27 protein-coding genes are annotated in these 22868 nt (G+C 63.4%); 15 read left to right on the forward strand and 12 right to left on the reverse strand.

Features of this window, described 5'->3' with window-relative positions; genetic code table 11:
* Position 1: 1 nt before the first annotated feature.
* Positions 2–751 carry a gluconate 2-dehydrogenase subunit 3 family protein gene (locus NRG23_RS18910; protein WP_038583305.1) on the reverse strand — a complete coding sequence of 250 codons (750 nt, stop codon included), beginning with the start codon at positions 749–751 and terminating at the stop codon, positions 2–4.
* A 305-nt stretch (positions 752–1056) separates the two neighbouring features.
* Here NRG23_RS18910 and NRG23_RS18915 point away from each other — a divergent pair, with 305 nt between their 5' ends.
* On the forward strand, positions 1057–1713 hold the full coding sequence (locus tag NRG23_RS18915; RefSeq protein ID WP_009046255.1) for a tyrosine-protein phosphatase: 657 nt from the start codon (positions 1057–1059) through the stop codon (positions 1711–1713).
* A 135-nt stretch (positions 1714–1848) separates the two neighbouring features.
* Here the strand turns inward: NRG23_RS18915 and NRG23_RS18920 are convergent, their stop codons facing one another.
* Positions 1849–2136: a YheV family putative zinc ribbon protein gene (locus NRG23_RS18920; RefSeq protein ID WP_124300985.1), complete on the reverse strand. Its 288-nt coding sequence runs from the start codon at positions 2134–2136 to the stop codon at positions 1849–1851.
* Positions 2133–4184, reverse strand: a complete 2052-nt coding sequence (gene prlC, locus NRG23_RS18925) for an oligopeptidase A (RefSeq protein WP_124310000.1) — start codon at positions 4182–4184, stop codon at positions 2133–2135. Before prlC ends, NRG23_RS18920 begins: the two co-directional genes overlap by 4 nt.
* A gap of 102 nt (positions 4185–4286) precedes the next feature.
* Between prlC and NRG23_RS18930 the strand changes: the two genes are divergently transcribed.
* The 3 genes from NRG23_RS18930 to NRG23_RS18940 all read left to right on the forward strand — a co-directional run bounded on the left by NRG23_RS18930 (position 4287) and on the right by NRG23_RS18940 (position 6131).
* Entirely contained in the window at positions 4287–4832 is a 546-nt protein-coding gene (locus NRG23_RS18930) for a gamma carbonic anhydrase family protein (RefSeq protein WP_257371653.1), read from the forward strand.
* 29 nt (positions 4833–4861) lie between these two features.
* Positions 4862–5512, forward strand: coding sequence for an HAD family hydrolase (locus tag NRG23_RS18935; RefSeq protein WP_041987875.1), 651 nt, complete (start codon positions 4862–4864; stop codon positions 5510–5512).
* Positions 5513–5672: 160 nt separating this feature from the next.
* Positions 5673–6131 carry a transposase gene (locus tag NRG23_RS18940; protein WP_009046251.1) on the forward strand — a complete coding sequence of 153 codons (459 nt, stop codon included), beginning with the start codon at positions 5673–5675 and terminating at the stop codon, positions 6129–6131.
* An 88-nt stretch (positions 6132–6219) separates the two neighbouring features.
* Here the strand turns inward: NRG23_RS18940 and NRG23_RS18945 are convergent, their stop codons facing one another.
* Positions 6220–7299 carry an aminopeptidase gene (locus NRG23_RS18945; RefSeq protein WP_124339406.1) on the reverse strand — a complete coding sequence of 360 codons (1080 nt, stop codon included), beginning with the start codon at positions 7297–7299 and terminating at the stop codon, positions 6220–6222.
* 59 nt (positions 7300–7358) lie between these two features.
* Here NRG23_RS18945 and NRG23_RS18950 point away from each other — a divergent pair, with 59 nt between their 5' ends.
* Both NRG23_RS18950 and NRG23_RS18955 read left to right on the forward strand, forming a co-directional pair.
* Positions 7359–7772 (forward strand): hypothetical protein, encoded by a 414-nt coding sequence (locus tag NRG23_RS18950; RefSeq protein WP_009046249.1) that lies wholly within the window; start codon positions 7359–7361, stop codon positions 7770–7772.
* 42 nt (positions 7773–7814) lie between these two features.
* On the forward strand, positions 7815–8234 hold the full coding sequence (locus tag NRG23_RS18955; protein ID WP_009046248.1) for a hypothetical protein: 420 nt from the start codon (positions 7815–7817) through the stop codon (positions 8232–8234).
* Between the two features lie 4 nt (positions 8235–8238).
* Here the strand turns inward: NRG23_RS18955 and NRG23_RS18960 are convergent, their stop codons facing one another.
* Positions 8239–8478, reverse strand: a complete 240-nt coding sequence (locus tag NRG23_RS18960) for a DUF1161 domain-containing protein (RefSeq protein WP_009046247.1) — start codon at positions 8476–8478, stop codon at positions 8239–8241.
* 236 nt (positions 8479–8714) lie between these two features.
* Positions 8715–9146: an OsmC family protein gene (locus tag NRG23_RS18965; RefSeq protein ID WP_257371657.1), complete on the reverse strand. Its 432-nt coding sequence runs from the start codon at positions 9144–9146 to the stop codon at positions 8715–8717.
* 242 nt (positions 9147–9388) lie between these two features.
* On the opposite strand from NRG23_RS18965, the gene NRG23_RS18970 reads away from it, so the two are divergent.
* A complete protein-coding gene (locus tag NRG23_RS18970) occupies positions 9389–10390 on the forward strand; it encodes an LLM class flavin-dependent oxidoreductase (RefSeq protein WP_009041499.1) in 1002 nt (333 codons plus the stop codon).
* A gap of 159 nt (positions 10391–10549) precedes the next feature.
* Here NRG23_RS18970 and NRG23_RS18975 read toward each other — a convergent pair whose 3' ends face one another.
* Complete coding sequence (locus NRG23_RS18975; RefSeq protein WP_009046245.1) at positions 10550–10774, reverse strand: DUF1161 domain-containing protein; 225 nt, start codon at positions 10772–10774, stop codon at positions 10550–10552.
* A 130-nt stretch (positions 10775–10904) separates the two neighbouring features.
* Positions 10905–11120 carry a dodecin gene (locus tag NRG23_RS18980; RefSeq protein ID WP_009046244.1) on the reverse strand — a complete coding sequence of 72 codons (216 nt, stop codon included), beginning with the start codon at positions 11118–11120 and terminating at the stop codon, positions 10905–10907.
* 158 nt (positions 11121–11278) lie between these two features.
* Here NRG23_RS18980 and NRG23_RS18985 point away from each other — a divergent pair, with 158 nt between their 5' ends.
* Positions 11279–11605 (forward strand): YqjD family protein, encoded by a 327-nt coding sequence (locus NRG23_RS18985; RefSeq protein WP_257371660.1) that lies wholly within the window; start codon positions 11279–11281, stop codon positions 11603–11605.
* Here the strand turns inward: NRG23_RS18985 and NRG23_RS18990 are convergent.
* Complete coding sequence (locus NRG23_RS18990; protein WP_257371662.1) at positions 11602–12495, reverse strand: LysR family transcriptional regulator; 894 nt, start codon at positions 12493–12495, stop codon at positions 11602–11604. The genes NRG23_RS18985 and NRG23_RS18990 overlap by 4 nt on opposite strands.
* Before the next feature lie 129 nt (positions 12496–12624).
* Here NRG23_RS18990 and trpB point away from each other — a divergent pair, with 129 nt between their 5' ends.
* The 3 genes from trpB (at position 12625) to NRG23_RS19005 (ending at position 15261) form a co-directional block, all read left to right on the forward strand.
* Entirely contained in the window at positions 12625–13860 is a 1236-nt protein-coding gene (gene trpB, locus NRG23_RS18995) for a tryptophan synthase subunit beta (RefSeq protein ID WP_009046242.1), read from the forward strand.
* Entirely contained in the window at positions 13860–14672 is an 813-nt protein-coding gene (trpA, locus tag NRG23_RS19000) for a tryptophan synthase subunit alpha (RefSeq protein WP_016703927.1), read from the forward strand. Before trpB ends, trpA begins: the two co-directional genes overlap by 1 nt.
* A gap of 121 nt (positions 14673–14793) precedes the next feature.
* The gene (locus tag NRG23_RS19005; RefSeq protein ID WP_110175224.1) at positions 14794–15261 is read left to right on the forward strand and encodes an anti-virulence regulator CigR family protein; all 468 of its coding nucleotides are present in this window, start codon (positions 14794–14796) and stop codon (positions 15259–15261) included.
* A 98-nt stretch (positions 15262–15359) separates the two neighbouring features.
* Here NRG23_RS19005 and NRG23_RS19010 read toward each other — a convergent pair whose 3' ends face one another.
* The gene (locus NRG23_RS19010; protein ID WP_009046239.1) at positions 15360–15686 is read right to left on the reverse strand and encodes a DOPA 4,5-dioxygenase family protein; all 327 of its coding nucleotides are present in this window, start codon (positions 15684–15686) and stop codon (positions 15360–15362) included.
* Between the two features lie 80 nt (positions 15687–15766).
* Between NRG23_RS19010 and NRG23_RS19015 the strand changes: the two genes are divergently transcribed.
* On the forward strand, positions 15767–16417 hold the full coding sequence (locus tag NRG23_RS19015; RefSeq protein ID WP_257371667.1) for an NAD(P)-dependent oxidoreductase: 651 nt from the start codon (positions 15767–15769) through the stop codon (positions 16415–16417).
* Positions 16418–16512: 95 nt separating this feature from the next.
* Here NRG23_RS19015 and NRG23_RS19020 read toward each other — a convergent pair whose 3' ends face one another.
* A complete protein-coding gene (locus NRG23_RS19020; RefSeq protein WP_101281591.1) occupies positions 16513–17463 on the reverse strand; it encodes a choline sulfate utilization transcriptional regulator in 951 nt (316 codons plus the stop codon).
* Positions 17464–17577: 114 nt separating this feature from the next.
* Here NRG23_RS19020 and betC point away from each other — a divergent pair, with 114 nt between their 5' ends.
* From betC to NRG23_RS19035, 3 genes are all read left to right on the forward strand, one after another.
* Positions 17578–19092, forward strand: a complete 1515-nt coding sequence (gene betC, locus NRG23_RS19025) for a choline-sulfatase (RefSeq protein ID WP_041987886.1) — start codon at positions 17578–17580, stop codon at positions 19090–19092.
* 15 nt (positions 19093–19107) lie between these two features.
* Positions 19108–20052, forward strand: a complete 945-nt coding sequence (gene choX, locus NRG23_RS19030) for a choline ABC transporter substrate-binding protein (RefSeq protein WP_110175226.1) — start codon at positions 19108–19110, stop codon at positions 20050–20052.
* Positions 20053–20250: 198 nt separating this feature from the next.
* Positions 20251–21819: a SulP family inorganic anion transporter gene (locus NRG23_RS19035; protein WP_257371669.1), complete on the forward strand. Its 1569-nt coding sequence runs from the start codon at positions 20251–20253 to the stop codon at positions 21817–21819.
* A gap of 126 nt (positions 21820–21945) precedes the next feature.
* Here the strand turns inward: NRG23_RS19035 and aroE are convergent, their stop codons facing one another.
* Positions 21946–22767, reverse strand: coding sequence for a shikimate dehydrogenase (gene aroE / locus NRG23_RS19040; RefSeq protein WP_009046233.1), 822 nt, complete (start codon positions 22765–22767; stop codon positions 21946–21948).
* Between the last annotated feature and the right edge of the window lie 101 nt (positions 22768–22868).

Raw genomic sequence — 22868 nt, forward strand, 5'->3', positions numbered from 1 at the left:
CTCAAGCCCTCTCGCCGCGAATCGACACTGCCGGGAAAGGGTATTGCTCGTTGCGTTCCACCCAGTCCATGAAATCGGCGCGCGCGCCGGGGAAGCCGATCAACGTCCAGCCGACCATGCCTTTATTGCCGCCGTGGATCGGGTCGCAGAAGAACCCTTCCTTGGTGTTTTGCAGCAGAAGGTTGAAGAAAATCTTCGGCGGAACGCTGTCGAATTGAGGTTTTCCCGCTTCGAGCTGCTTGAGCAAATCGTCTCGGGTAGCGCTGTCTTGCGCGGCAAATGTTTTACCGTTGAAGGCTTTCGACCAAGCATCCGTCGCGGCAATGCCCAGGCGGTAGATCTCCTTGGGTACCAGCTTGCTCTGCCAGCCCATCTCCGGCGCGGCGTCGGCGTTGAACGGGCCTTGCATGTACCACAGGGCACCCGCGGCGTAGGGGGTGTTCATCTGCCGGTCGATGTATTCCGGCACGCCGGCTTCCAGGGCACCCGGGCCTTGTTCGTCGGCCGGGATCAGACGCTCTACCGCGGCCTGGACAAAGGCCCATTCTTCGGCGGTGAAATAGCTTGGCTGGTAAGCGTCAGCATTGGTGCTGACCGGGGTTCGGGCCGGCTCGACCGGCTTGGGCGCTTCGGGCGCGGCCATCAGCATCGAGCTGCCCAGGCCGGTACTGGCGACCGTGACCACCGGGATCAAGGTCAGGGATTTGCGCAGAAACTCACGCCGCGGGTTGTCTTGATCGTGATCAGACATGGGGGTGCACCTCACACTAGGCATTCACGGGTTGGGCAGCCGCGTCATGGCGTGGCTTGTCGTTCTGGCGGCGCAACGGGTCGATCCCGAGGCCGGGGAAAGCACAGTTCAGCAAATTTTGGTTACAAATGGTAGCAGGCTAAGCATTCGAATAAATCGTTTGCGTTGCAAAAAAGTCGCGATTGCCGAGAAAAAACCTCTATCGCAGCGACTTCACGTTTCTTTGACGAGCGCCTCACAGGGCGTTGACCGGTCCGGATGGAAGCTAGGCTCTCTCCACCCCATTTCCGGTCACGGCCTTCTGCATGCACAACTCTCGTATCCTTCCCGCTCTCTGCCTGTCCCTGCTGACGCTGCTCGCCTGGCCCCAGGCGCAGGCCGCCGAAACCGGCACGACCCGCCCGGCCCAGTGGGCCCAGCCCGTGGAAACCCACTACAACCTGTACCAGATGTCGCCGACGCTGTACCGCAGCGCCTTGCCGGACGGCGGCGCCGTGCCTTTGCTGGAAAAACTCAAGGTGGGCACGGTGATCAACTTCCTGCCGGAGTCCGATTCCAGCTGGCTGCAGGCCCCGGGAATCAAGCAGGTGCAATTGCCTTACCGGACCAATCACGTGGATGACGCCGACGTGCTGGCGGCCTTGCGCGCGATCCAGAGCGCCGAAAGCGACGGCCCGGTGTTGATGCACTGCAAGCACGGCTCGGACCGCACCGGCCTGATGTCGGCGATGTATCGAGTGGTGGTTCAGGGTTGGAGCAAGGAGGAGGCGCTGAATGAAATGACCGGAGGCGGGTTTGGTGACAGTTCCCACTTCAAGGACGGCATTCGCTACATGATGCAGGCCGATGTCGACAAATTGCGCACCGCCCTGGCCAATGGCGATTGCAGCACCAGCGTGTTCGCCACCTGTTCGGTGAAGAGCTGGTTCGAGACGGTGAGCGTCAGCAAGCCAGCGAATTGACCGGCTGCGTGAAGCTGCAGAATTGAGCTTCGACCGCATCCCGGTAGGAGCCAAGCTTGCTGGCGATCAAAGCACCGCGGTGTACCTGATACACCGCTATCGCGCGCAAGCTGCGCTCCTACAGGGGATTTGCAGTTACTTGGGCTCGTCGGTCTTTTTCTTCAACTTGGGGTTGGGGAAAAACTGCACCGACTGGACCTTGGCATCCAGCACCTTGAGGGCCGTGGTGTTGACCCGCGTGCCCAGCTCCTTGGGCACCGACAGGCCCTGTTCATTCAGGGTGTCGGAATACCCGCAGGCCACGCACTCGCGATGGGGAACGTCGTCTTCGCTCCACATCATCAACTTGTCCTGCTCGCTGCACGCCGGGCAGACCGCCCCGGCGATAAAGCGTTTTTTCGTCTTCACTGGCCCCTCGCTCATGCCGCTGCGTCCTCGGTCAGGCCGCTATGGCGCAAGAGTGCGTCAATCGACGGTGCGCGTCCGCGGAAGTCGACGAACAGCACCATCGGCTCCTGGGAGCCGCCGCGGGCCAGGATCGCTTCGCGGAACGCGCGACCGGTCTCGGCATTCAGCACGCCTTCTTCCTCGAACCTCGAGAAGGCATCGGCCGACAGCACTTCGGCCCACTTGTAGCTGTAGTAACCCGCCGCGTAACCGCCGGCGAAGATGTGCGCGAAGCTGTTGGGGAAACGGTTGTAGGCCGGCGGACGCATCACCGAGACCTCGTCGCGCACGCCTTCGAGCACTTGCAGCACGGCACGGCCATCGCCGTGGGTGGCATGCAGTTCGAAGTCGAACAGCGAGAACTCCAGCTGGCGCACCATCATCAGGCCGGACTGGAAGTTCTTCGCCGCGAGCATCTTTTCCAGCAGGTCCTGGGGCAGCGGCTCGCCGGTTTCATAGTGACCGGAGATCAGCGCCAGGCCTTCCGGCTCCCAGCACCAGTTCTCCATGAACTGGCTCGGCAGCTCCACCGCATCCCAGGCCACGCCGTTGATGCCGGAAACACCGGCATGTTCGACGCGGGTCAGCAGGTGGTGCAGGCCATGGCCGAATTCGTGGAACAGCGTGGTGACTTCATCGTGGGTCAGCAGGGCAGGCTTGCCGCTGTCGGCCGGGGTGAAATTGCACACCAGGTTGGCCACCGGGCTTTGCAGCACGCCGTCGAAAGTGCGGCGACGATCACGGGCGCCATCCATCCAGGCACCGCCACGCTTGTTGGCGCGGGCATACAGGTCGAAGAAGAAGCGGCCCACGTGCTGGCCGTTCTCCTTGATCTCGAACAGGCGCACGTCCGGGTGCCAGGTGTCGAAGCCTTTCAGTTCGGCGATCTCGATGCCGTACAGGCGCTGGACGATGGCGAACAGGCCGCCCAGCACCTTATCGATCGGGAAGTAGGCGCGCAGGGTTTCCTGGGCCACGCTGTAGCGCTGCTCGCGCAGCTTCTCGCCGTAGAAACCGCTGTCCCAGCTTTGCAGGTCCGGGCAGCCCTGTTCGGCGGCGTAGGCCTTGAGCTGTTGCAGGTCCTGGGCGGCGAACGGCTTGCTGCGCTTGGCCAGGTCCCGCAGGAAACTCAGCACCTGGTCGCTGGACTCGGCCATCTTGGTGGCCAGGCTCAGCTCGGCGAAGTTGGCGTAGCCCAGCAGTTGGGCCAGTTCCTGGCGCAGGTCGAGGATTTCTTCCATGACCGGGCCGTTGTCATTCTGGCCGGCGTTCGGGCCCTGGTCCGAGGCGCGGGTGCAGTAGGCGGCGTAGACTTCTTCGCGCAGCGCGCGGTCTTCGGCGTAGGTCATCACCGCGTAGTAGCTGGGGAATTCCAGGGTGATCAGCCAGCCTTGCAGATCCTTGGCCTGGGCCGCGGCAGCCATCTGCGCCTTGGCCGAAGCGGTCAGGCCGGCCAGGGCCGCTTCGTCGGTGATGTGCTTGGTCCAGGCCTGGGTGGCGTCGAGCAGTTGGTTGGAGAAGCGGCTGCCCAGCTCGGAAAGCTTGCTCTGCACTTCGGCGTAGCGCTTCTGCTGCTCTGGCGGCAGGTCGATACCCGACAGGCGGAAGTCACGCAGGGAGTGTTCCAGGATAGTTTTTTGCGCCACGTCGAAACCGGCGGCTTCCGGGCTGCTCGCCAGGGCTTCGAAGGCCTGGAACAGCTCACGGTTCTGCCCCAGCTCGGTGGCGTAGGCGCTCAAGTCCGGCAGGCAGGACTCATAGGCTTCGCGCAGTTCGGCGCTGTTGCACACGGCATTGAGGTGGCTGACCGGGCTCCAGGCCGCGCCCAGGCGGTCGTTGAGTTCGTCCATGGCCAGCACCAGGCCGGCCCAGGTCGGTTGCGCGCCCTGGTTCTTGAGGATTTCAGCGATGGCGGCGCGGTTGTCAGCCAGGATCTGTTTGATGGCCGGCTGTACGTGCTCGGCGCGGATCGCCGAAAACGGCGGCAGGTCGTAGGGCTGCAGAAGAGGGTTGTTCACACTCACGGTTGGCACCTTGGCTGGAAGAAACGTGGCCCCATCTTAATTACAATCGACGCACATCGCAGCTATCGACCCCATTAATAAATGTCAGAGCAGGTATCCAACTTGGCCATTCGCAGCTATCAGAACCACACGCCCATCCTTGGCCCGCGGGCCTTCGTCGACAGCTCGGCGGTGGTGATCGGCGACGTCGAAATCGGTGCCGACAGCTCGGTCTGGCCATTCACGGTGATCCGCGGCGACATGCACCGCATCCGCATCGGCGCCCGCACCAGCGTGCAGGACGGCAGCGTGCTGCACATCACCCACGCCGGCCCCTTCAACCCGGATGGTTTCCCGCTGCTGATCGGCGACGACGTGACCATCGCCCACAAAGTGATGCTGCACGGTTGCAGCGTCGGCAGCCGGGTGCTGATCGGCATGGGCAGCATCGTCATGGACGGCGCCGTGGTGGAAGACGACGTGATCGTCGGCGCCGGCAGCCTGGTGCCGCCGGGCAAACGCCTGGAAAGCGGCTTCCTCTATGTCGGCAGCCCGGTGAAACAGGCCCGCCCGCTGACCGACAAGGAGCGCGCGTTCTTCACCTACAGCGCCACCAACTACGTGAAGCTCAAGGACCTGCACCTGGCCGAAGGCTACGACCAGGCTTGAGCCCCCGACCCACTGCCCAGGAATCCCCCATGCATTACCAAACCGTTCTGTTCGACCTCGATGGCACCCTGACCGACCCGCGCGAAGGCATTACCCGCTCGATCCAGTTCGCCCTCGGCAAGCTGGGCATCGACGAACCCGACCTGAGCAAGCTGGAACACTTTATCGGCCCGCCGCTGTTGCAGGCGTTCATGCAGTTCTACGGTTTCGACGAAGCCAGGGCCTGGGAGGCGGTGAATTTCTACCGCGAGCGGTTCAAGGTCACCGGCCTGTATGAGAACCGCGTGTTCGACGGCGTCACGCCCCTGCTGGAAACCCTCGGCGGGCAGGGCCGCCAGCTGTACATCGCGACGTCCAAGCCGTGGGTGTTCGCCCGCGAGATCGCCCGGCACTTCGATTTCGCCCGGCACTTCAAGGTGATCTACGGCAGCGAACTGGACGGCACCCGCACCGACAAGGTCGAGCTGATTCGCCACCTGATCAGCGAAGAAGGCCTGGACCCGAGCGATACCCTGATGATCGGCGACCGCAAGCACGACCTGATCGGCGCCCGCCGCAACGGGCTGGATGCGGCGGCGGTGGGTTACGGCTTCGGCAGCCACGAAGAACTGAGCGCCGAGGCACCGGCCTATCACTTCCAGACCCTGGATGAACTGCATCAGGCGTTCCTGCAACGCTGAGCCGATCGCTATCGCAGGGCTTGCGTGCTTCTGTAGGAGAGGCCGGTCGACGCTCGATTGCCCGCGATAGCGTCCCCCCAGACACATCCCGCACAACAGACATACACCGTTCCGCCCTTCTTCGATCTAGCCTGAAAAACACGATCAAGGAGGATCTCCCATGCCCAGCAAACCCCACGCCCATCGCCTGCGTACTGGGCGTTACTCGCAGCCCGGTCAAATCTACGTTCTCACCTCCGTCACCCAAAACCGGGAACCGCTATTCAGTGATTTCCACTCGGGCCGCTTGGCAGTGGCTGCGTTCAAACAGGCCGAGCAGGAGCAACTCGCCCACTCGCTGGCCTTTGTCGTCATGCCCGATCATTTTCACTGGTTGGTCGAACTGCATGGCTCCACGTTGCCAGTGTTGATGGGCAGGACTCGCTCGCGCATTTGCGTATCGTTGAATCGCCAGCGGCGGCGCAAAGGGGCGGTCTGGCAACGTGGGTACCATGATCGAGGCATTCGCAAGGAAGAGGATTTACAGGCTGTCGCACGGTATATCGTGGCCAACCCGTTACGCGCGGGGTTGGTGAAGCGGGTGGGGGATTATTCGCTTTGGGATGCGATATGGGTTTGACGATCCGGGCTCATCGCGGGCAAGCCTCGCTCCTACAGAAGCACGTACGCCCTTTGTAGGAGCGAGGCTTGCCCGCGATAGCGTCCTTTCAGGCGCCATCCATCAATGTTTGCAACGCCGCCTTGCGCTTTTCAGCCGGCAGCGCGCCGAGCTTCTCCACCGCCTGGTAAAACGCCCGCCAATCGCCGTTCACCTGCTTGAACAAGGCGGCAAACGCCGGCACCCACTGGTCGTACAGGCCGAAAGGCAACAGCCTGGCATTGTTCAGCGGGGTGTTGATCCAGAAGTCGTAGCGCGAGTCGCCCTGCCATTGGCTGTCCTTCAGCTGGCGGTAATCCCGGCGCAGCCGTTCGAATTCGGCGGCCTTGCGCTGGCGCATCTGCTCGGCTGGCAGCGGCAGGGCATACAGGCGTTCCAGGCGCTGGCGGGTATCGAGGATCAGCTGGATGAACTGGTCCTTCTGCTTGACCAGGGCATCGCTGGCCGGCGCCAGGCCCCGGGCCGCGCGCCATTGCCGGGTGCCTTCCTGCTCGACGAAGGTGGCGAAGGACTCGTTGAACTCGGTGTCGTCCTTCACATAGAAGCGCTGATGGGCCAGCTCGTGGAAGATCAGGGTCGCCAGGCGCTCGTCGCCCCAATGCAGCATCGAACTGAGGATCGGGTCGTTGAACCAGCCCAGGGTCGAGTAGGCCTCCACCCCGCCGATGGCCACATCCATGCCCTGCTGTTTCTGCAAGGCCGCCTCGCCCCGGGCCGCGCCCTGGCTGTAGTAGCCGCGATAGGCCACGCAGCCGGCAATCGGGAAACAGTGGGTCTTGGGGCTCAGGGAAAACTCGGGGGTGCTGAATACATTCCACACCACGTAAGGCCGGCCGATGTCAGCGTAGAGGCGGTAGCTCTGGTTGTCCGGCAGGTGCAGGTGCTGGCTGGCGAAGCGCCGGGCCTTCTGCGACTGGGCCAGATGGGCGCGCAATAACGGGTCGCGAGCCGGGTCGGCGATGACCTGCTCGACCGGCGTGCGGGCCTGCAACAGACGCCATTGGCCACTGGCCAGCTGGCCGTAGTAACCCACGCTGGAACAACCGTTGAGCAACAAAAGCAGCAAGCCCGGAAACAAAAAGCGCAAAAGATGATCAAGTAACCCATGGCTTGAACGCGGCCTAATCAAATCGAATCATCCTTCGAGAGTCTGCCCCCAAGACTATCTCGCCTGCCTGGAGTTTCGCTATGCGCGTGTTGCTGCTGACCACCGGACTGTTGACCCTGAGCGGCTGTGCCGGATTGCCCGCCCCCGATCCGACGCAAGCCTGGATCGATCTCGACACCCACCAGGACAGCGCGCTGCAGGCGCTGGAGGTCGACGAAAAGGCTTGGGTGGACCGTCGATATTTCGAGGTCCAGCCCGGCAACCATGAGCTGAAGGTGCGCTACCAGTTCGCCGTGGAGCCCACCAATATCGGCCCGGACAGCGAACCGCTGTGGCGCGATTGCCAGCTGAACGTGAAGTACAAGGACTTCAACGCCGGCCAGCGCTACCAGTTGCAGACCGGCAATATCGGCTTCCGGCCCTGGGCCAAGCTCTATGACCAGCAGCGTAATCTGGTGGGTACCGGCCAACCAGCGGGCTGCCAGCGCACCTGATCGGCGCTATGCTTGAGGCCTTTCCCCGGACGGCCCGACCTCATGCGCCAACCTTTGCTGCTGCTTGCCCTGACCGGCCTCGTTGCCTGCTCCAGCCCCCTGCCGGCGGTGGACCCGCAACAGGCCTGGGTCGATTTCGCCACCCCGACGCCGGGCGGCAAGCTGCTGATGGCCGAGCGCCTGGACAACCAGCGCCTGACCGACGGCCGCTACTTCCAGGTCACCCCGGGCAGTCACGAGTTGATGGTGCGTTTCGATTTCGAGGTGTTCAGCGGGCGCTTCGGCATGATGAACGATCCGGCCGAGCGCCTGTGCTACCTGAGCGTGCGCTACGACCATTTCGAAGCCGGCCAGCGTTACCTGCTGGAAGCCCGCTCGCTGGGTTTCTCTCCCAGTGCCCGGCTGTACAACGCCAAGCGTGAGCTGCTGGCCGAAGACCACATGGTCAACTGCGTGATCTGAACGATCAGCTGTCGTTTCGCTGATAGATGATCGCCTTGGTGCCGTTTTCGCAGGTACCGACCACCATGGCCACGTCATGCTTTTCGGCTTCCTCCTTGCTGACAATCTCCAGGGTGTAGGAGGGCACGGCGTTAGCCTGGATCTTGATTTCAATCTCTTTCTTGAGTTCTTCGCAATCCTTCGGAGCCGCCAGGGCCGAGGTGGCCAGCGCGCTACAAACAACTGCCAGGACAAAACGTTTCATGAGTGGAGCTCCCCTTGATGCAGCGCCCACGGTCATGGGCTGAGCCTGCAGTCGTGCATTCGACCACATTTTCATGAAGCGAGTTCTGACGCCGCGCATATCTGGCGCGGGAGTGTTGCGAAGAAAACGCAATCGCGAGCCAGCGAACGGCGGCCGGTTGCTCCTGCAAAAGGCCTCGTTCGCTGGCTCGCGATGCGATGTAACGGTTGTAACGGTTGTAACGGTTGGACCGTGGCTCAGCTGACCAGCGTCGCATCCAGGCTGATCTTGGCGTTCAGCACCTTGGACACCGGGCAACCTTCCTTGGCCTTCTTGCTCAGTTCATCGAACTGCTGCTGGCTGGCGCCGGGAATCTTCGCCTTGAGGATCAGGTGCACCGCGGTGATCGCAAAACCGCCATCGACCTGGTCCAGGGCCACTTCGGCGTTGGTGTCGATACTGTCGGCCTTGAGCCCGGCCTCGCCGAGAATCATCGAGAAGGCCATGGAAAAACACCCCGCGTGCGCGGCGCCGATCAGTTCTTCCGGGTTGGTGCCCTTGCCGCCTTCGAAACGCGCCTTGAAGCCGTAAGGTGCATCGCGCAGTACCCCGGTTTCAGTGGAAATCGAGCCAATGCCGGTTTTCAGGTCGCCTTCCCAGTGAGCCGATGCTTTCTTGGTGATGCTCATGTCTGTCTCCTCGAGAACGGGCGCGAAAGACCGCGCCCTTGTGGTTTTCTGCTACTCAGGGTTCTAGAGGATAGAAGGCCTGGCGAAGTTCATCCTGTCTGAATCCGCCGTTTATCCGGACAGCAAATTCAGCTTGGCTATTGAAACTCGGGTATATGCCCACATTGCATGAAACAGGCTTTCAGCATTCGGCAGGTTTTGGCTCATGACAAAGGCCTGCACACCATTGGAGAAGCAGGCTTATGAAACCACTGTCCGACGTTAAGTTTTCCACCCTCGACCTGGTCCCCGTGCGCGAGGACGGCAGCCCGGCGCAATCGCTGCGTAATTCCCTGGACCTGGCCCGCCATGTAGAGAAGTTCGGCTACACCCGCTTCTGGGTCGCCGAGCACCACAACATGGACGGTATCGCCAGCTCCGCGACCTCGGTGCTGCTGGGTTATCTGGCCGGCGGCACCTCGAGCATTCGCGTCGGTTCCGGTGGCGTGATGCTGCCCAACCATGCGCCGCTGGTAATCGCCGAGCAGTTCGGCACCCTGGAAAGCCTGTACCCGGGGCGCATCGACCTGGGCCTGGGACGCGCGCCGGGGTCGGACCAGATGACCGCCCGCGCCCTGCGCCGCGAACGTTCCGGCAGCGCCGACGATTTCCCTGAAGACGTGGCCGAGCTGATGGCCTACCTCGGTCCACGCACCCCGGAACAGCGGGTGATCGCGGTACCAGGGACCGGTACCCAGGTGCCGGTGTGGCTGCTGGGTTCCAGCCTGTTCAGTGCGCAACTGGCCGGTGAGCGCGGCTTGCCTTACGCCTTCGCCTCGCATTTCGCGCCGCGCTACATGCACGAGGCGATTCGCGTGTACCGCAATCACTTCAAGCCCTCGGCCGTGCTCGACAAGCCTTATGTGATGCTCGGCGTGCCGCTGGTGGCGGCCGATACCGACGAACAGGCCGACTATCTGGCGACCTCGGTGTACCAGCGGATCCTCGCGCTGATGCGCGGCCAGAGCCTGGTGCAGCGCAAACCGGTGAAGAGCATGGACGGCCTGTGGCTGCCCCATGAAAAAGAAGCCGTGGGCAGCTTCCTCGGCCTGGCCATGATCGGCAGCCCGGCGAAGATCCGCGCCAAGCTCGAAGTGCTGATCGAACAGACCGGCGCCGATGAGCTGATCTTCACCTGCGACCTGTACGAACACGCCGACCGCCTGCATTCCTACGAATTGCTGGCGCAGGTCATGAAAGGTTGAGTGCAATCGGGCCAAAGGATTCTGTGATCCTGAGGCCTTGCGCGCCCTTCGGCCGCGATCGCAGCCTGCGGCAGCGGCTACAGGGGCGCCTGGCCTGAGTAATAACCGGGCACAAAAAAGCCGACGCATTGCGTCGGCTTTGTTCATTTCTACGAGGGCTCAGCCGCGCTTGTAGACGATTTCCTTGGTACCGCCTTCGCAGGTACCGACCACTTTGCCGTCAGTCGCGCTGCCTTTGTCGACAATTTCCAGCGAATAACCCGACACGCCTTTGGCATCGATCTTCGCGGCGATTTCGCTTTTCAGCTCTTCGCATGATTTGCCGGCAGCAAGGGCTGTTCCCGCGACACTCAACAACGCTAAAGCCATTACCAGTTTTTTCATCGGTCACATTCCCTGGTCGAATCAAAAATAAGCGTCAAGCCCCGGCCTGCTCGGCATCGAGGCAGATATAGCGCTTTGCCATTCCCTATGGCAATCGGCCAGCGCCCAAGTTCAACAGCCTAGTCCAGGTTCAGCTGTTGGCAATGCGGAAACCGACCTTGAGCGTGACCTGGAAATGCGCGGCCTTGCCATCAAGGATGTGCCCGCGGGTTTCCGTGACCTCGAACCACTCCAGGTGCTTGATGCTTTTGCTGGCTTCGGCCAGCGCATTGTTGATGGCGTCTTCGATGCTGCTAGGGGACGAACCGACCAGTTCGACTTTCTTGTAGGTGTGATGATCAGACATGGCGCTCTCTCCTTATGAGGTAGATCAAAGCCTAGCAGCGATTACCAGCAACACTGGAATAAGCCCCGGGCCCATCGTCATGCAGATTTAATGCACTTTCGCCAGGCCGCGCAGTCGGACCCTACAGACCCCTCAATCAACAATGCAGGAGAGCCACCATGGCCAACACTTCGCTACGCAAAGCCTCATTGGAAAGCATGGAAGCCGAGATCGAAAGTCTGCTCAAGTCCCTGGAAAGCCTCAAGGACGATGCTTCGGACGAGTCGCGCAAAACCCTCAAGGCACTGAAAAGCAACGCCGAGAGCGCGCTGAGACATTCGCGCAGCCTGCTCAGCGATGCCTATGAAGAAGTCAAAGTGAAAACCCGTGAAACCGGGATCGCCACCCGCGACTACGCCCAGCAACACCCCTGGACCACCGCCGGCGTCGCCGTGGGCGCGCTGGGCCTGCTGGCCGCTTACCTGCTGTGCATACGCGGCAATTAAGGAGTCTGGCGCAGCTCATTACGGAGCCACTGCGCCAGCTGCCGGGCGCGTCCGTCCGCGGCGCGCTTGGGTAGCCACAACGCCAGTTGCCCCGGGGTTTCACAGAAACCCCACGGGGCAACCAGGCGCCCGGCACGCAGGTCCTCGGCCACCAGCGGCTGCGGCGCGATCGCCACGCCCAGCCCGGCCACCGCGGCCTCCAGCAAATAATACAAATGCTCGAAACCCTGCCCGAACTTCAACGCCCCGGCGTCGATGCCGTTCTGCCGTGCCCAGCTGGGCCAGGCCTGCGGGCGCGAGCTGGTCTGTAGCAATGTCTCGTTGAGCAGCGCACTGGCCGGCGCCTCGCGCAGTTGCTCGTAACGGCTGTAGCGCGGGCTGAGCACCGGGCCGATGCGCTCGCTGGCCAGTTCAAAGACCTGCATGTCCGCCGGCCACGGCGGCTCGGCGAATACCAGCAAGGCATCCAGCCCCGGCCGGCGCGGGTCGAGATCGCCTTCGCCGGCCGACAGGTGCAGGCGCAGGTCCGGCAGGTCGGCATTCAGCCGCCCCAGGCGCGGAATGAACCAGCGCGCCAGCAGGCTGCCGGAACAACCGAGCACGAAGGGCGCATCGGCGGTGCTCTGGCTCAACTCGGCGCAGACCGTGCGCAGGCGCTCGAAGGCATCGCTGCTGGCATCGCGCAGGCGCACCCCGGCATCTGTGAGTTTCAGGCCGCGTCCTTCCTTGACGAACAGGCTCACCCCGAGATGCTCTTCAAGCACTTTCAACTGGCGGCTGACCGCGCCATGGGTGACGTGCAGCTGCTCGGCCGCCTGACTGACGCTGTTCAGGCGGGCGGTGGCTTCGAAGGCCCGGAGGGCGTTCAGCGGGGGCAGGTCGTGGCTCATGGGATATGTGAGTTTTTCTGACAGGTTGTGGCGATCTTATCGGTTTTCAGCCTGGGGCGTCAGGGGTAGAGTGAACGCCATTGCCTGTCCACGCATTCACCCTTTTGACGAATCACCGGGAGCGCCCCAATGACCCAGACCAACCTGCGCAACGGTCCTGATGCCAACGGCCTGTTCGGCGCGTTCGGCGGCCGTTACGTCGCCGAAACCCTGATGCCGCTGATCCTCGACCTGGCCCGCGAATACGAAGCGGCCAAGGAAGATCCGGAGTTCCTCAAGGAACTGGCCTATTTCCAGCGCGACTACGTCGGCCGTCCAAGCCCGCTGTATTTCGCCGAACGCCTGACCGAGCACTGCGGCGGCGCCAAGATCTACCTCAAGCGCGAAGAGCTGAACCACACCGGCGCGCACAAGATCAACAACTGCATCGGCCAGATCCTCCTGGCGCGGCGCATGGGCAAGAAACGCATCATCGCCGAGACCGGCGCCGGCATGCACGGCGTGGCCACTGCCACCGTGGCGGCGCGTTTCGGCCTGGACTGCGTGATCTACATGGGCACCACCGACATCGAGCGCCAGCAGGCCAACGTGTTCCGCATGAAGCTGCTGGGCGCCGAAGTGATCCCGGTGGTCGCCGGCACCGGCACCCTGAAGGACGCGATGAACGAAGCCCTGCGTGACTGGGTGACCAACGTCGACAGCACCTTCTACCTGATCGGCACCGTGGCCGGTCCGCACCCTTATCCCGCCATGGTCCGCGACTTCCAGGCGGTGATCGGCAAGGAAACCCGCGAACAGCTGCAAGCCCAGGAAGGCCGCCTGCCGGACAGCCTGGTGGCGTGCATCGGCGGCGGTTCCAACGCCATGGGCCTGTTCCATCCGTTCCTCGACGACAAGAGCGTGCAGATCATCGGCGTCGAAGCCGCCGGCTACGGCATCGAGACCGGCAAGCACGCGGCCAGCCTGAACGGCGGCCTGCCAGGCGTGCTGCACGGCAACCGCACCTTCCTGCTGCAGGACGAGGATGGCCAGATCATCGATGCCCACTCGATTTCCGCCGGCCTCGACTACCCGGGCATCGGCCCTGAACACGCCTGGTTGCACGATATCGGCCGCGTCGAATACACCTCGGTGACCGACGACGAAGCCCTGGCCGCGTTCCACCAGTGCTGCCGACTGGAAGGCATCATCCCGGCCCTGGAAAGCGCCCACGCCCTGGCCGAAGTGTTCAAGCGCGCGCCGAACCTGCCCAAGGATCACCTGATGGTGGTCAACCTCTCGGGCCGCGGCGACAAAGACATGCAAACCGTGATGCACCACATGGAACACTCTCAACAAGAGCACTCCCAGCAGGAGAAACACTGATGAGCCGCCTGCAAACGCGCTTTGCCGAGCTTAAGCAACAGAACCGCGCCGCCCTGGTGACCTTCGTCACCGCCGGCGACCCGGGCTATGACGCTTCCCTGGCGATCCTCAAAGGCTTGCCGGCAGCCGGCGCCGACGTGATCGAGCTGGGCATGCCCTTCACCGACCCGATGGCCGACGGCCCGGCGATCCAGCTGGCCAACATCCGCGCCCTGACGGCCAAGCAGAACCTGGCGAAAACCCTGCAAATGGTTCGCGAATTCCGCGCCGGCAACAACGACACACCGCTGGTACTGATGGGGTACTTCAACCCGATCCACCACTACGGCGTGCCGCGCTTTATCGCTGAAGCCAAGGAGGCCGGCGTCGACGGCCTGATCGTGGTCGACATGCCGCCCGAGCACAACGCCGAGCTGTGCGACCCGTCCCAGGCCGCCGGTATCGACTTCATCCGCCTGACCACGCCGACCACCGACGACGTGCGCCTGCCGAAGGTGCTGAACGGCAGCTCGGGCTTCGTCTACTACGTCTCAGTGGCCGGTGTGACCGGTGCCGGTTCCGCCACCCTGGAGCATGTGGAAGAGGCGGTGACCCGCCTGCGTCGCCACACCGACCTGCCGATCAGCATCGGTTTCGGCATCCGCACCCCGGAGCAGGCCGCGGCCATCGCCCGCCTGGCCGACGGTGTGGTGGTGGGTTCGGCGCTGATCGACCAGATCGCCAATGCCACCAGCTCCGAACAGGCCGTGGACGGCGTGCTGAGCCTGTGCGCCTCCCTCGCCGAAGGGGTGCGTCAAGCCCGTGTCAGCTGAGGGTAAAGTTCCTGATACAGAGGAATTAGCCTCGGGATCCACAGACTAAACCGGCAAGACCAAGGGGTTCAGGACCAGGTTCTGAACCCCTTTTTGTTGTTCGTGCTCTGAGGAAGACCCGATGAAAATGCCCAAACGCCTGATTGCCGGTCTCGGTGTGCTGATGCTCAGCGCCAGCCCGCTGTTGCACGCGGTCGCGGACCCACGTGACGACCACGATCGCGGAGACCCGCAACAGGGTCGCTACGACAATCGAGGAGACAATCGCGCGGACAATCGGGGCGATGAGCATCGTGGCCCGCAGGCCGATCGGCGTGGCGGCCCGCCCCGGGATTTCGGCCCGGTGCGCGAAACCATTCGCGACAATCACGTCTACTTCGTACGCGGCGCACCACCGCCCCACGGCATCCACCTGGTACGCGGCCAGCCGCTGCCCCGCGGCTACTACGGCGAACGCCTGGACAACCGTGCCCTGGCGCACCTGCCGTACTACCCGGGTTATGAATGGCGGCGCATGGGCGCCGATATCGTGCTGATCGCGGTGGGCAGCGGGATCGTCTACGAGATTCTCGACGGCGTGCTGTATTGATCGGGGATTGATAGCGTTTGAGAGGACGTCATCGCGAGCAAGCTCGCTCCTACAGAAAGCGCCTGACCTTGTAGGAGCGAGCTTGCTCGCGAAAAATCTCAAAAAATCGACAGATCCAGCGGCCTGATCGCCCCCATCCAGACCGCATGCTCAGTGTGATCCTTCAGGTCGTCCCCGGTATCCGGGTGCAGAAACACCACCAGCCCGTTGCGATTGAGCGCCAGCCACGGCAGCACCTCCCCCAGGTACTGCGGTTCGAACGCCAGCTGGCAGCTCCAGTCCGGATGCGGGCCGACCGGCCGTTCATGCACCCGGCCCATCTTCAATGGAAACAATTGCGCCGCCTGCTCACACAAGGCCCGCGCCTGGTCGATGGTGCTGGCGTCGAAATAGACGTGGGCGTGATAGCCCTTGATGCGTTGCATGGAACCTCTCATGACAAAGTCGAACCCTGGCGACAGCCCACAGGTCATAACCTTACCAGTGTAAAGAAACGAGCCGCGCCATGAAAAATGCCGAAACCCCGGTGGTCAAACTGGTGCTCTACGGTGCCATGAGCAGCCTGGGCAGCGCACTGATGGCGGAGTTCCTGCGGCGCCAGCATGAAGTCATCGCCATCCTCGACGACCTGACGGCCCTCGAGCCCCTTCCCGGCTTGCGCACCAAATGCGGTGACCTGTTCGATGCCGTGCGGGTCAGGCAAAGCGTGGCCGGAGGCGACGTGGTGGTCTGCCTGCTGAATGCCCCGGGGCTGCCCATGGGTCTCGAACAACAGGAAAACCTGCTGCTCGAACCCCGGGAACAAGTCCAGGCAGTCGAAGCGCTGATCGCCGGCATGCAGGCTGCCGGCGTCCGACGCCTGTTTCTGGTGGGGAATTTCGAGGTGCTGGACCAGCCGGAGATGGAGGGTTATCCACACCGTCAGACGGCCGAGACCATCCTCGACGCGCTGCAAGGCAGCAGCTTGCGCTGGACCCTGGTGAATGCGCCGCAAAGCGTACCCGGGCTGACCCTGGAACACTTCAGCCACCCCATCGACAGCCTTGCACCCGAGCGGGTCGAGCCGGTGCAGCGACTGGCGCGGGTAGCTGCCGGCATCGCCGACGAACAGCAGCTGAACCTGCATGTGGGCGAGCATGTGAACTTCGTGTGTTGAATCCTTATCGCGAGCAAGCTCGCTCCTACAGAAGGTTATGCGATCCCATGTAGGAGCAAGCTTGCTCGCGATGGCTTGCGCGCCAACCCCAAACCTCAGATGGCAATCGAAGGCAGGCCCAGCCCGGTCAGGGATTGCGCGCTGTCGGCCTGCTCGGCCATCAGCCAGTCGAAAAACCGCTGGATCAGCGCCCCCCGGCGTTTGCGCTGGGGCAGGACCACGTAATAGCCGTAGCGGGAAATCAGCGTTTCGCTGATCGGCCGGCACAACAGACCTTGCGCCAGCAAGTTATCCACAAGGTGGCGCCAGCCAATGCCCACGCCCTGGCCACCGATCGCCGCCTGGATCAGCAGGGTGTAGTTGTCGAAACGCAACTGCCCCGGCGCTGGCGGGGTGGCGATCCCTAACTCACGAAACACGCCGCTCCAGTCGAACCAGTGGCTGCTGTTTTCGCCCTTCAGGTGCAGCAGCGGAAACTCCAGCAGCGAATGGGCGCCCAGCGGTAGCGGCCGCTCCTTGAGCAACAGCGGGCTGCACACCGGAAACACCTCTTCATTGAACAGCCAGTGGCTTTCCCCCTGCTTGAAACGGCCATCGCCAAACAGCACCGCCACGTCGATATCGCTGCGCAGCATGTTGTGGCTGCGTTCGCTGGTGACCAGGCTCACATCCACCTGCGGATTGGCGGCGTGGAAACGGTGCAGGCGCGGCATCAGCCAGTAGGCGGCAAAGGCGAAGTCGGTGGCCACCTGCAGCACCTCATGCTGATGCTGGGCGGTGATGGCGCTCAGGCCGTTGTCGATGCTCTGCAAGCCGGCCTGCACCTGTTCGAACAACTGGCTGCCGGCCTCGGTCAGTTCGATGCCACGGTAGATGCGGTCGAACAGCCGGGTGCCGAGCTGTTCTTCCAGCCGCTTGATCTGCTGGCTGATGGCCGGTTGGGTGGTCCCCAGTTCCACCGCCGCGGCGGTAAAGCTGCGCTGGCGCGCCGCCGCCTCGAATACGCGGAACAGGTCCAGGGACAGGTCGCCAAGCGCTTCATACATAAGCTGTACTTATCCTAGTCATTGCCGCACATGGGCTTTACCGCAAAAGCCGCGGGTTACATGCTCGATCGCAGCACTTTCGCATAACTGCCTACTATGGAATGCCGCGAATACATGAAGCGCAAGAACATTCTTTTCATCATGGCCGATCAGATGGCCGCGCCAATGTTGCCGTTCTACGGTCCATCGCCCATCAAGCTGCCGCACCTGAGCCGTCTCGCCGCGCAAGGCGTGGTGTTCGACGCCGCCTACTGCAACAGCCCACTGTGCGCGCCCTCGCGTTTCACCCTGGTCAGCGGCCAGTTGCCGAGCAAGATCGGCGCCTATGACAACGCCGCCGACTTCCCCGCCGACGTCCCGACCTACGCCCATTACCTGCGCCGCCTGGGCTACCGCACCGCGCTGTCAGGCAAGATGCATTTCTGCGGCCCGGACCAGCTGCACGGTTACGAAGAACGCCTGACCAGCGATATCTACCCGGCCGACTATGGCTGGGCGGTGAACTGGGATGAGCCGGACGTGCGCCCCAGCTGGTACCACAATATGTCCTCGGTACTGCAGGCCGGGCCATGCGTGCGCACCAACCAGCTGGATTTCGACGAAGAGGTGGTGTTCAAGGCCCGCCAGTACCTGTTCGATCACGTTCGCGAAGACGGCGACCAGCCGTTCTGCCTGACCGTGTCGATGACCCACCCGCACGACCCGTACACCATTCCCAAGGCCTTCTGGGACCTGTACCGCGACGAGGATATTCCGCTGCCGCAGACCCCGTCCCAGGACGCGCTCGACCCGCATTCCCAGCGCCTGCTCAAGGTCTACGACCTGTGGGACAAGCCGCTGCCTGTGGATAAGATTCGCGACGCGCGTCGCGCCTATTTCGGCGCGTGCAGCTATATCGACAGCAACGTCGGCAAACTCCTGGAAACCCTGGAGGAAACCGGGCTGATCGACGACACCATCATTGTCTTTTCCGGCGACCACGGCGACATGCTCGGCGAGCGCGGCCTCTGGTACAAAATGCACTGGTTCGAAATGGCCGCGCGGGTGCCGCTGCTGGTCAGCGCGCCGGGGCAGTTCGCCGCTGGCCGGGTGGGCCAGGCGGTCTCGACCGCCGACCTGCTGCCGACCCTGGTGGAACTGGCCGGTGGCCAACTGCAAGCGGATCTGCCGCTGGATGGCCGCTCCCTGGTGCCGCACCTGCAAGGGCAGGGCGGGCATGACGAAGTCTTCGGCGAATACATGGCCGAAGGCACTATCGGCCCGCTGATGATGATTCGTCGCGGCCGCTACAAGTTCATCTACAGCGAAGACGACCCGTGCCTGCTGTTCGATGTGGCCAACGACCCGCGTGAACAGGAAGAACTCAGCCAATCACCGCAACATCGCCCGCTATTCGAGGGTTTTCTCCGCGAAGCCCGGGCCAAATGGGATATCCCGCACATTCATCAACAGGTACTCGCCAGCCAGCGCCGCCGTCGCTTCGTCGCCGATGCGCTGAGCCTGGGCAAGCTGAAGAGCTGGGACCACCAGCCACTGGTCGACGCCAGCCAGCAATACATGCGCAACCACATCGACCTCGACGATCTGGAGCGCAAGGCTCGTTATCCACAACCCTGCCAAAACCAATAACGTAAGGGGAAGAGCATGCAAAGGTTATCCACAGCAGTGACGGCCGCGCTTCTGGCGCTGGGCAGTGCTTCGATCCCGGCCCTGGCCTGGGCCGAACAGGGGTGCGAGACCGTGAAGATGGCCGACCCGGGCTGGAGCGACATCGCCGCCACCAACGCCATCGCCGGTTTCCTGCTGGACGGCATGGGCTACAAGGCCAAGGTCGATACCCTGGCGGTGCCGATCACCTTCGGCGGGCTCAAGGACGGCCAGGTGGATGTGTTCCTGGGCAACTGGATGCCGGCGCAGCAGGGCTTCTACGACAAGTTCGTGGCCAATGGCGATGTCACCCAGCTGGCGAAGAACCTGGACGGCACCGAGTTCACCCTGGCGGTGCCGGATTACGTCTGGGACGCCGGCGTGCATGACTTCAACGACCTGAACAAATACGCCGAGCTACACCCAAAAGAAGTCGACAAAAAGCTCTACGGCATCGGCTCCGGGGCCCCGGCCAACCTGTCGTTGCAGGAGATCATCAAGAAGAACGACTTCGACCTCGGCCAGTGGAAGCTTATCGAGTCCAGCGAGCAGGCGATGCTCGCCGAAGTCTCGCGGGCGGTGAAAAGGCAGAAGTTCGTCACCTTCCTCGGCTGGACCCCGCACCCAATGAACGTGCAGTTGAAAATGCGCTACCTCAAGGGTGGCGAGAAGTACTTCGGCGATACCGGCAGCGTCTACACCCTGACCCGCAAGGGTTATGCACAGGCCTGCCCGAACGTCGGCAAGCTGCTGAGCAACCTGAGCTTCACCCAGGACATGGAGAACAGCATCATGGCCGAGGTGGCCAACAAGAAGGTCAGCAACTTTGACGCAGCCAAGGCCTGGATCAAGGCCAACCCGGCGGTGCTGGACAAGTGGCTGGATGGGGTGAAGACCCTCGATGGCAAGGATGCGCTGCCGGCGGTGCAGGCCAAACTCTAACGCCCGTCGTAGGAGCGAGGCTTGCCCGCGATGCGGGCGACACGGTCTTCCAGATGGACCCTGCATGCAGGTTTTGGGGCTACTGCGTAGCCCATCGCGGGCAAGCCTCGCTCCTACAGGCAACCCTGGCGGAATGGGGCAAGCCTTCCGGCAATGCTTTACCCTGACGCCCCTGAACACCTTCACCCGCGAGGACCCATGGCCTGGCCCAATCGCCATTCACTCTTGCCCTTCCTGAGCTGGCTGCCCCGGCAGACCCGCGCCAGCGTCGGGCGCGACCTGCTGGTGGGCCTGAGCGGCGCCATCCTCGCCCTGCCGCAATCCATCGCCTATGCGCTGATCGCCGGCCTGCCACCGGAATACGGCCTGTATGCCGCCGTCGTGCCGGTGCTGATCGCCTGCCTCTGGGGTTCTTCCTGGCACCTGATCTGTGGCCCCACCGCGGCGATTTCCATCGTCCTCTACGCCAGCGTCAGCCCCCTGGCGGTGCCGGCATCCCAGGACTACATCACCCTGATCCTGCTGCTGACCCTGCTCGCTGGCGTGTTCCAGTGGCTATTGGGGCTGTTGCGCTTCGGCGCGCTGGTGAACTTCGTGTCCCACTCGGTGGTGCTCGGCTTCACCCTCGGCGCCGCGGTAGTGATCGCCCTGGGGCAGCTGCCCAACCTGCTGGGCCTGGACTTGCCGAGCGAAGCCACCGCGCTGAACAGCCTGACCTCGCTGTTCGCCCATCTCGATGCTGTGGATAACCCCTCGCTGATCCTCGGCCTGGGCACGCTGATCGTCGGCCTGGCCCTGAAACTGCTGGTGCCGCGCTGGCCGTCGCTGCTGATCAGCCTGATCCTCAGCGCTCTGGTGGTATGGCTGTGGCCGGCGCTGTTCGGCCAGGTGAAGCTGGTCAGCGCCTTTACCGGGCGGCTGCCGCCGTTCAGCCCGCTGCCGCTGGACCTGGACATGATCCTGCGCCTGCTGCCCAGCGCCGTGGCGGTGGGCATGCTGGGGCTGGTGACCAGCCTGTCGATCGCCCGCTCGCTGTCGGCGCGCTCCGAGCAGTTGCTCGATGCCAACCAGGAAGTCCGCGCCCAGGGCCTGTCGAACATCGTCGGCGCGTTCTTCTCCGGCTATCTGTCTTCCGGTTCCTTTACCCGTTCCGGCCTGAGCTACGAAGCTGGTGCCTGTTCGCCGCTGGCGGGGGTGTTCTCGGCGTTGTGGGTGGCCTTGTTCGCCGTGGCCGGCGCGGCGCTGATCGCCCATATCCCGATCCCGGCCATGGCCGGGAGCATCCTGCTGATCTGCTGGGGATTGGTGGACCACCGCGGCATTCGCGCGCTGTTCCGGGTCAGCCGCGCCGAGTTCGTGGTGATGAGCCTGACCTGTGTCGCCACCTTGCTCCTGGAATTGCAGACGGCGATCTATGCCGGGGTCCTGGCGTCGCTGTTCTTCTACCTCAAGCGCACCTCGCAACCGCGCGTGCAGCATGGGCGCGAAGGCGACGAGGACATCCTGCGGGTCGGCGGCTCGATCTTTTTCGGCGCCAGCCATTACCTGCAAGTGCGCATGCAGCGCTGCCATGCGCCGCGCCTGGTGATCGACGCCCGGCAGATCAACTTCATCGACTATTCCGGGGTGGCCATGCTGCACCAGGAAGCCCGCCGCCTGCTGCGGCAGAACCGCAGCCTGACCCTGCGCCGCGCGCGGGCCTCGGTGATCGAAGAGTTGAGAAAGCTCGAAGGCGCGGAGAGATGCCCGATCCGGTTTGAGGATTGAACCCGGCTATGTAGGAGCGAGCTTGCTCGCGATGAACGTCGACGATAATACGGCGTGGCTGTCGCACCGCCGCTTCGCGGCTATCGCGAGCAAGCTCGCTCCTACAATAGAAAGAGGGGCGCGGGGTCAGAGCCCCAGCTGGCGCCGCAGCTCCGCCAGCACCGGCGCGGTGTCCGGGCGCACGCCGCGCCACAGGAAGAAGGCTTCCGCCGCCTGTTCGGCGAGCATGCCCAGGCCATCCATGGAAATCGCCGCGCCGTATTGGCTGGCCCAGCGACAGAAGGCGGTCGGCTCCTTGCCATACATCATGTCGTAGCACACCGTCTTGCCCGGCTCGATCAGGCTGGCGGCAATCGGCGGCACGTCGCCGGTGAGGCTGGCCGAGGTAGCGTTGATGATCAGGTCCACCGGCTCGCGCAACCAGTCGAAACCGCTGGCGGACACCGGCCCCAGGTCGCTGAACAGCTCGGCCAGCAGCTCGGCCTTTTCCACCGTGCGGTTGGCGATGATCACCGACGCCGGCTGCTCCGCCAGCAGCGGCTCCAGCGCGCCACGCACCGCGCCACCGGCCCCCAGCAGCAGAATGCGCTTGCCCTTGAGGCTGAAGCCGGCGTTGACCGTCAGGTCACGCACCAGGCCGGCGCCGTCGGTGTTGTCGCCCAACAGGCTGCCATCGGCGAGTTTACTCAAGGTGTTCACCGCGCCGGCGCGCTGGGCACGGGCGGTCAGGCTGTCGGCCAGGCGGTAGGCGTCTTCCTTGAACGGCACCGTGACGTTGGCGCCACGCCCGTCGACGAAGAACCCGCGGGCACAGCCGGCGAAATCGTCGAGGGGCGCCAGCAGAGTGGTGTAGACCAGCCGCTGCGCCGTCTGCTCGGCGAACAGCCGATGAATCAGCGGCGACTTGCTGTGGCCGATCGGGTTACCAAAAACGACGTACTGATCCATCCAATAAAACCCTCATGCACATCCCTGTAAGGAACCAGCTTGCTGGCGACAGGGACGCTGCGCTGTTCTGTTCAATCGCATTATCGTCCAGCGCCGGCCAG

This window comes from Pseudomonas sp. T8, assembly GCF_024610635.1.
Classification (GTDB): Bacteria; Pseudomonadota; Gammaproteobacteria; order Pseudomonadales; family Pseudomonadaceae; genus Aquipseudomonas; species Aquipseudomonas chlororaphis_I.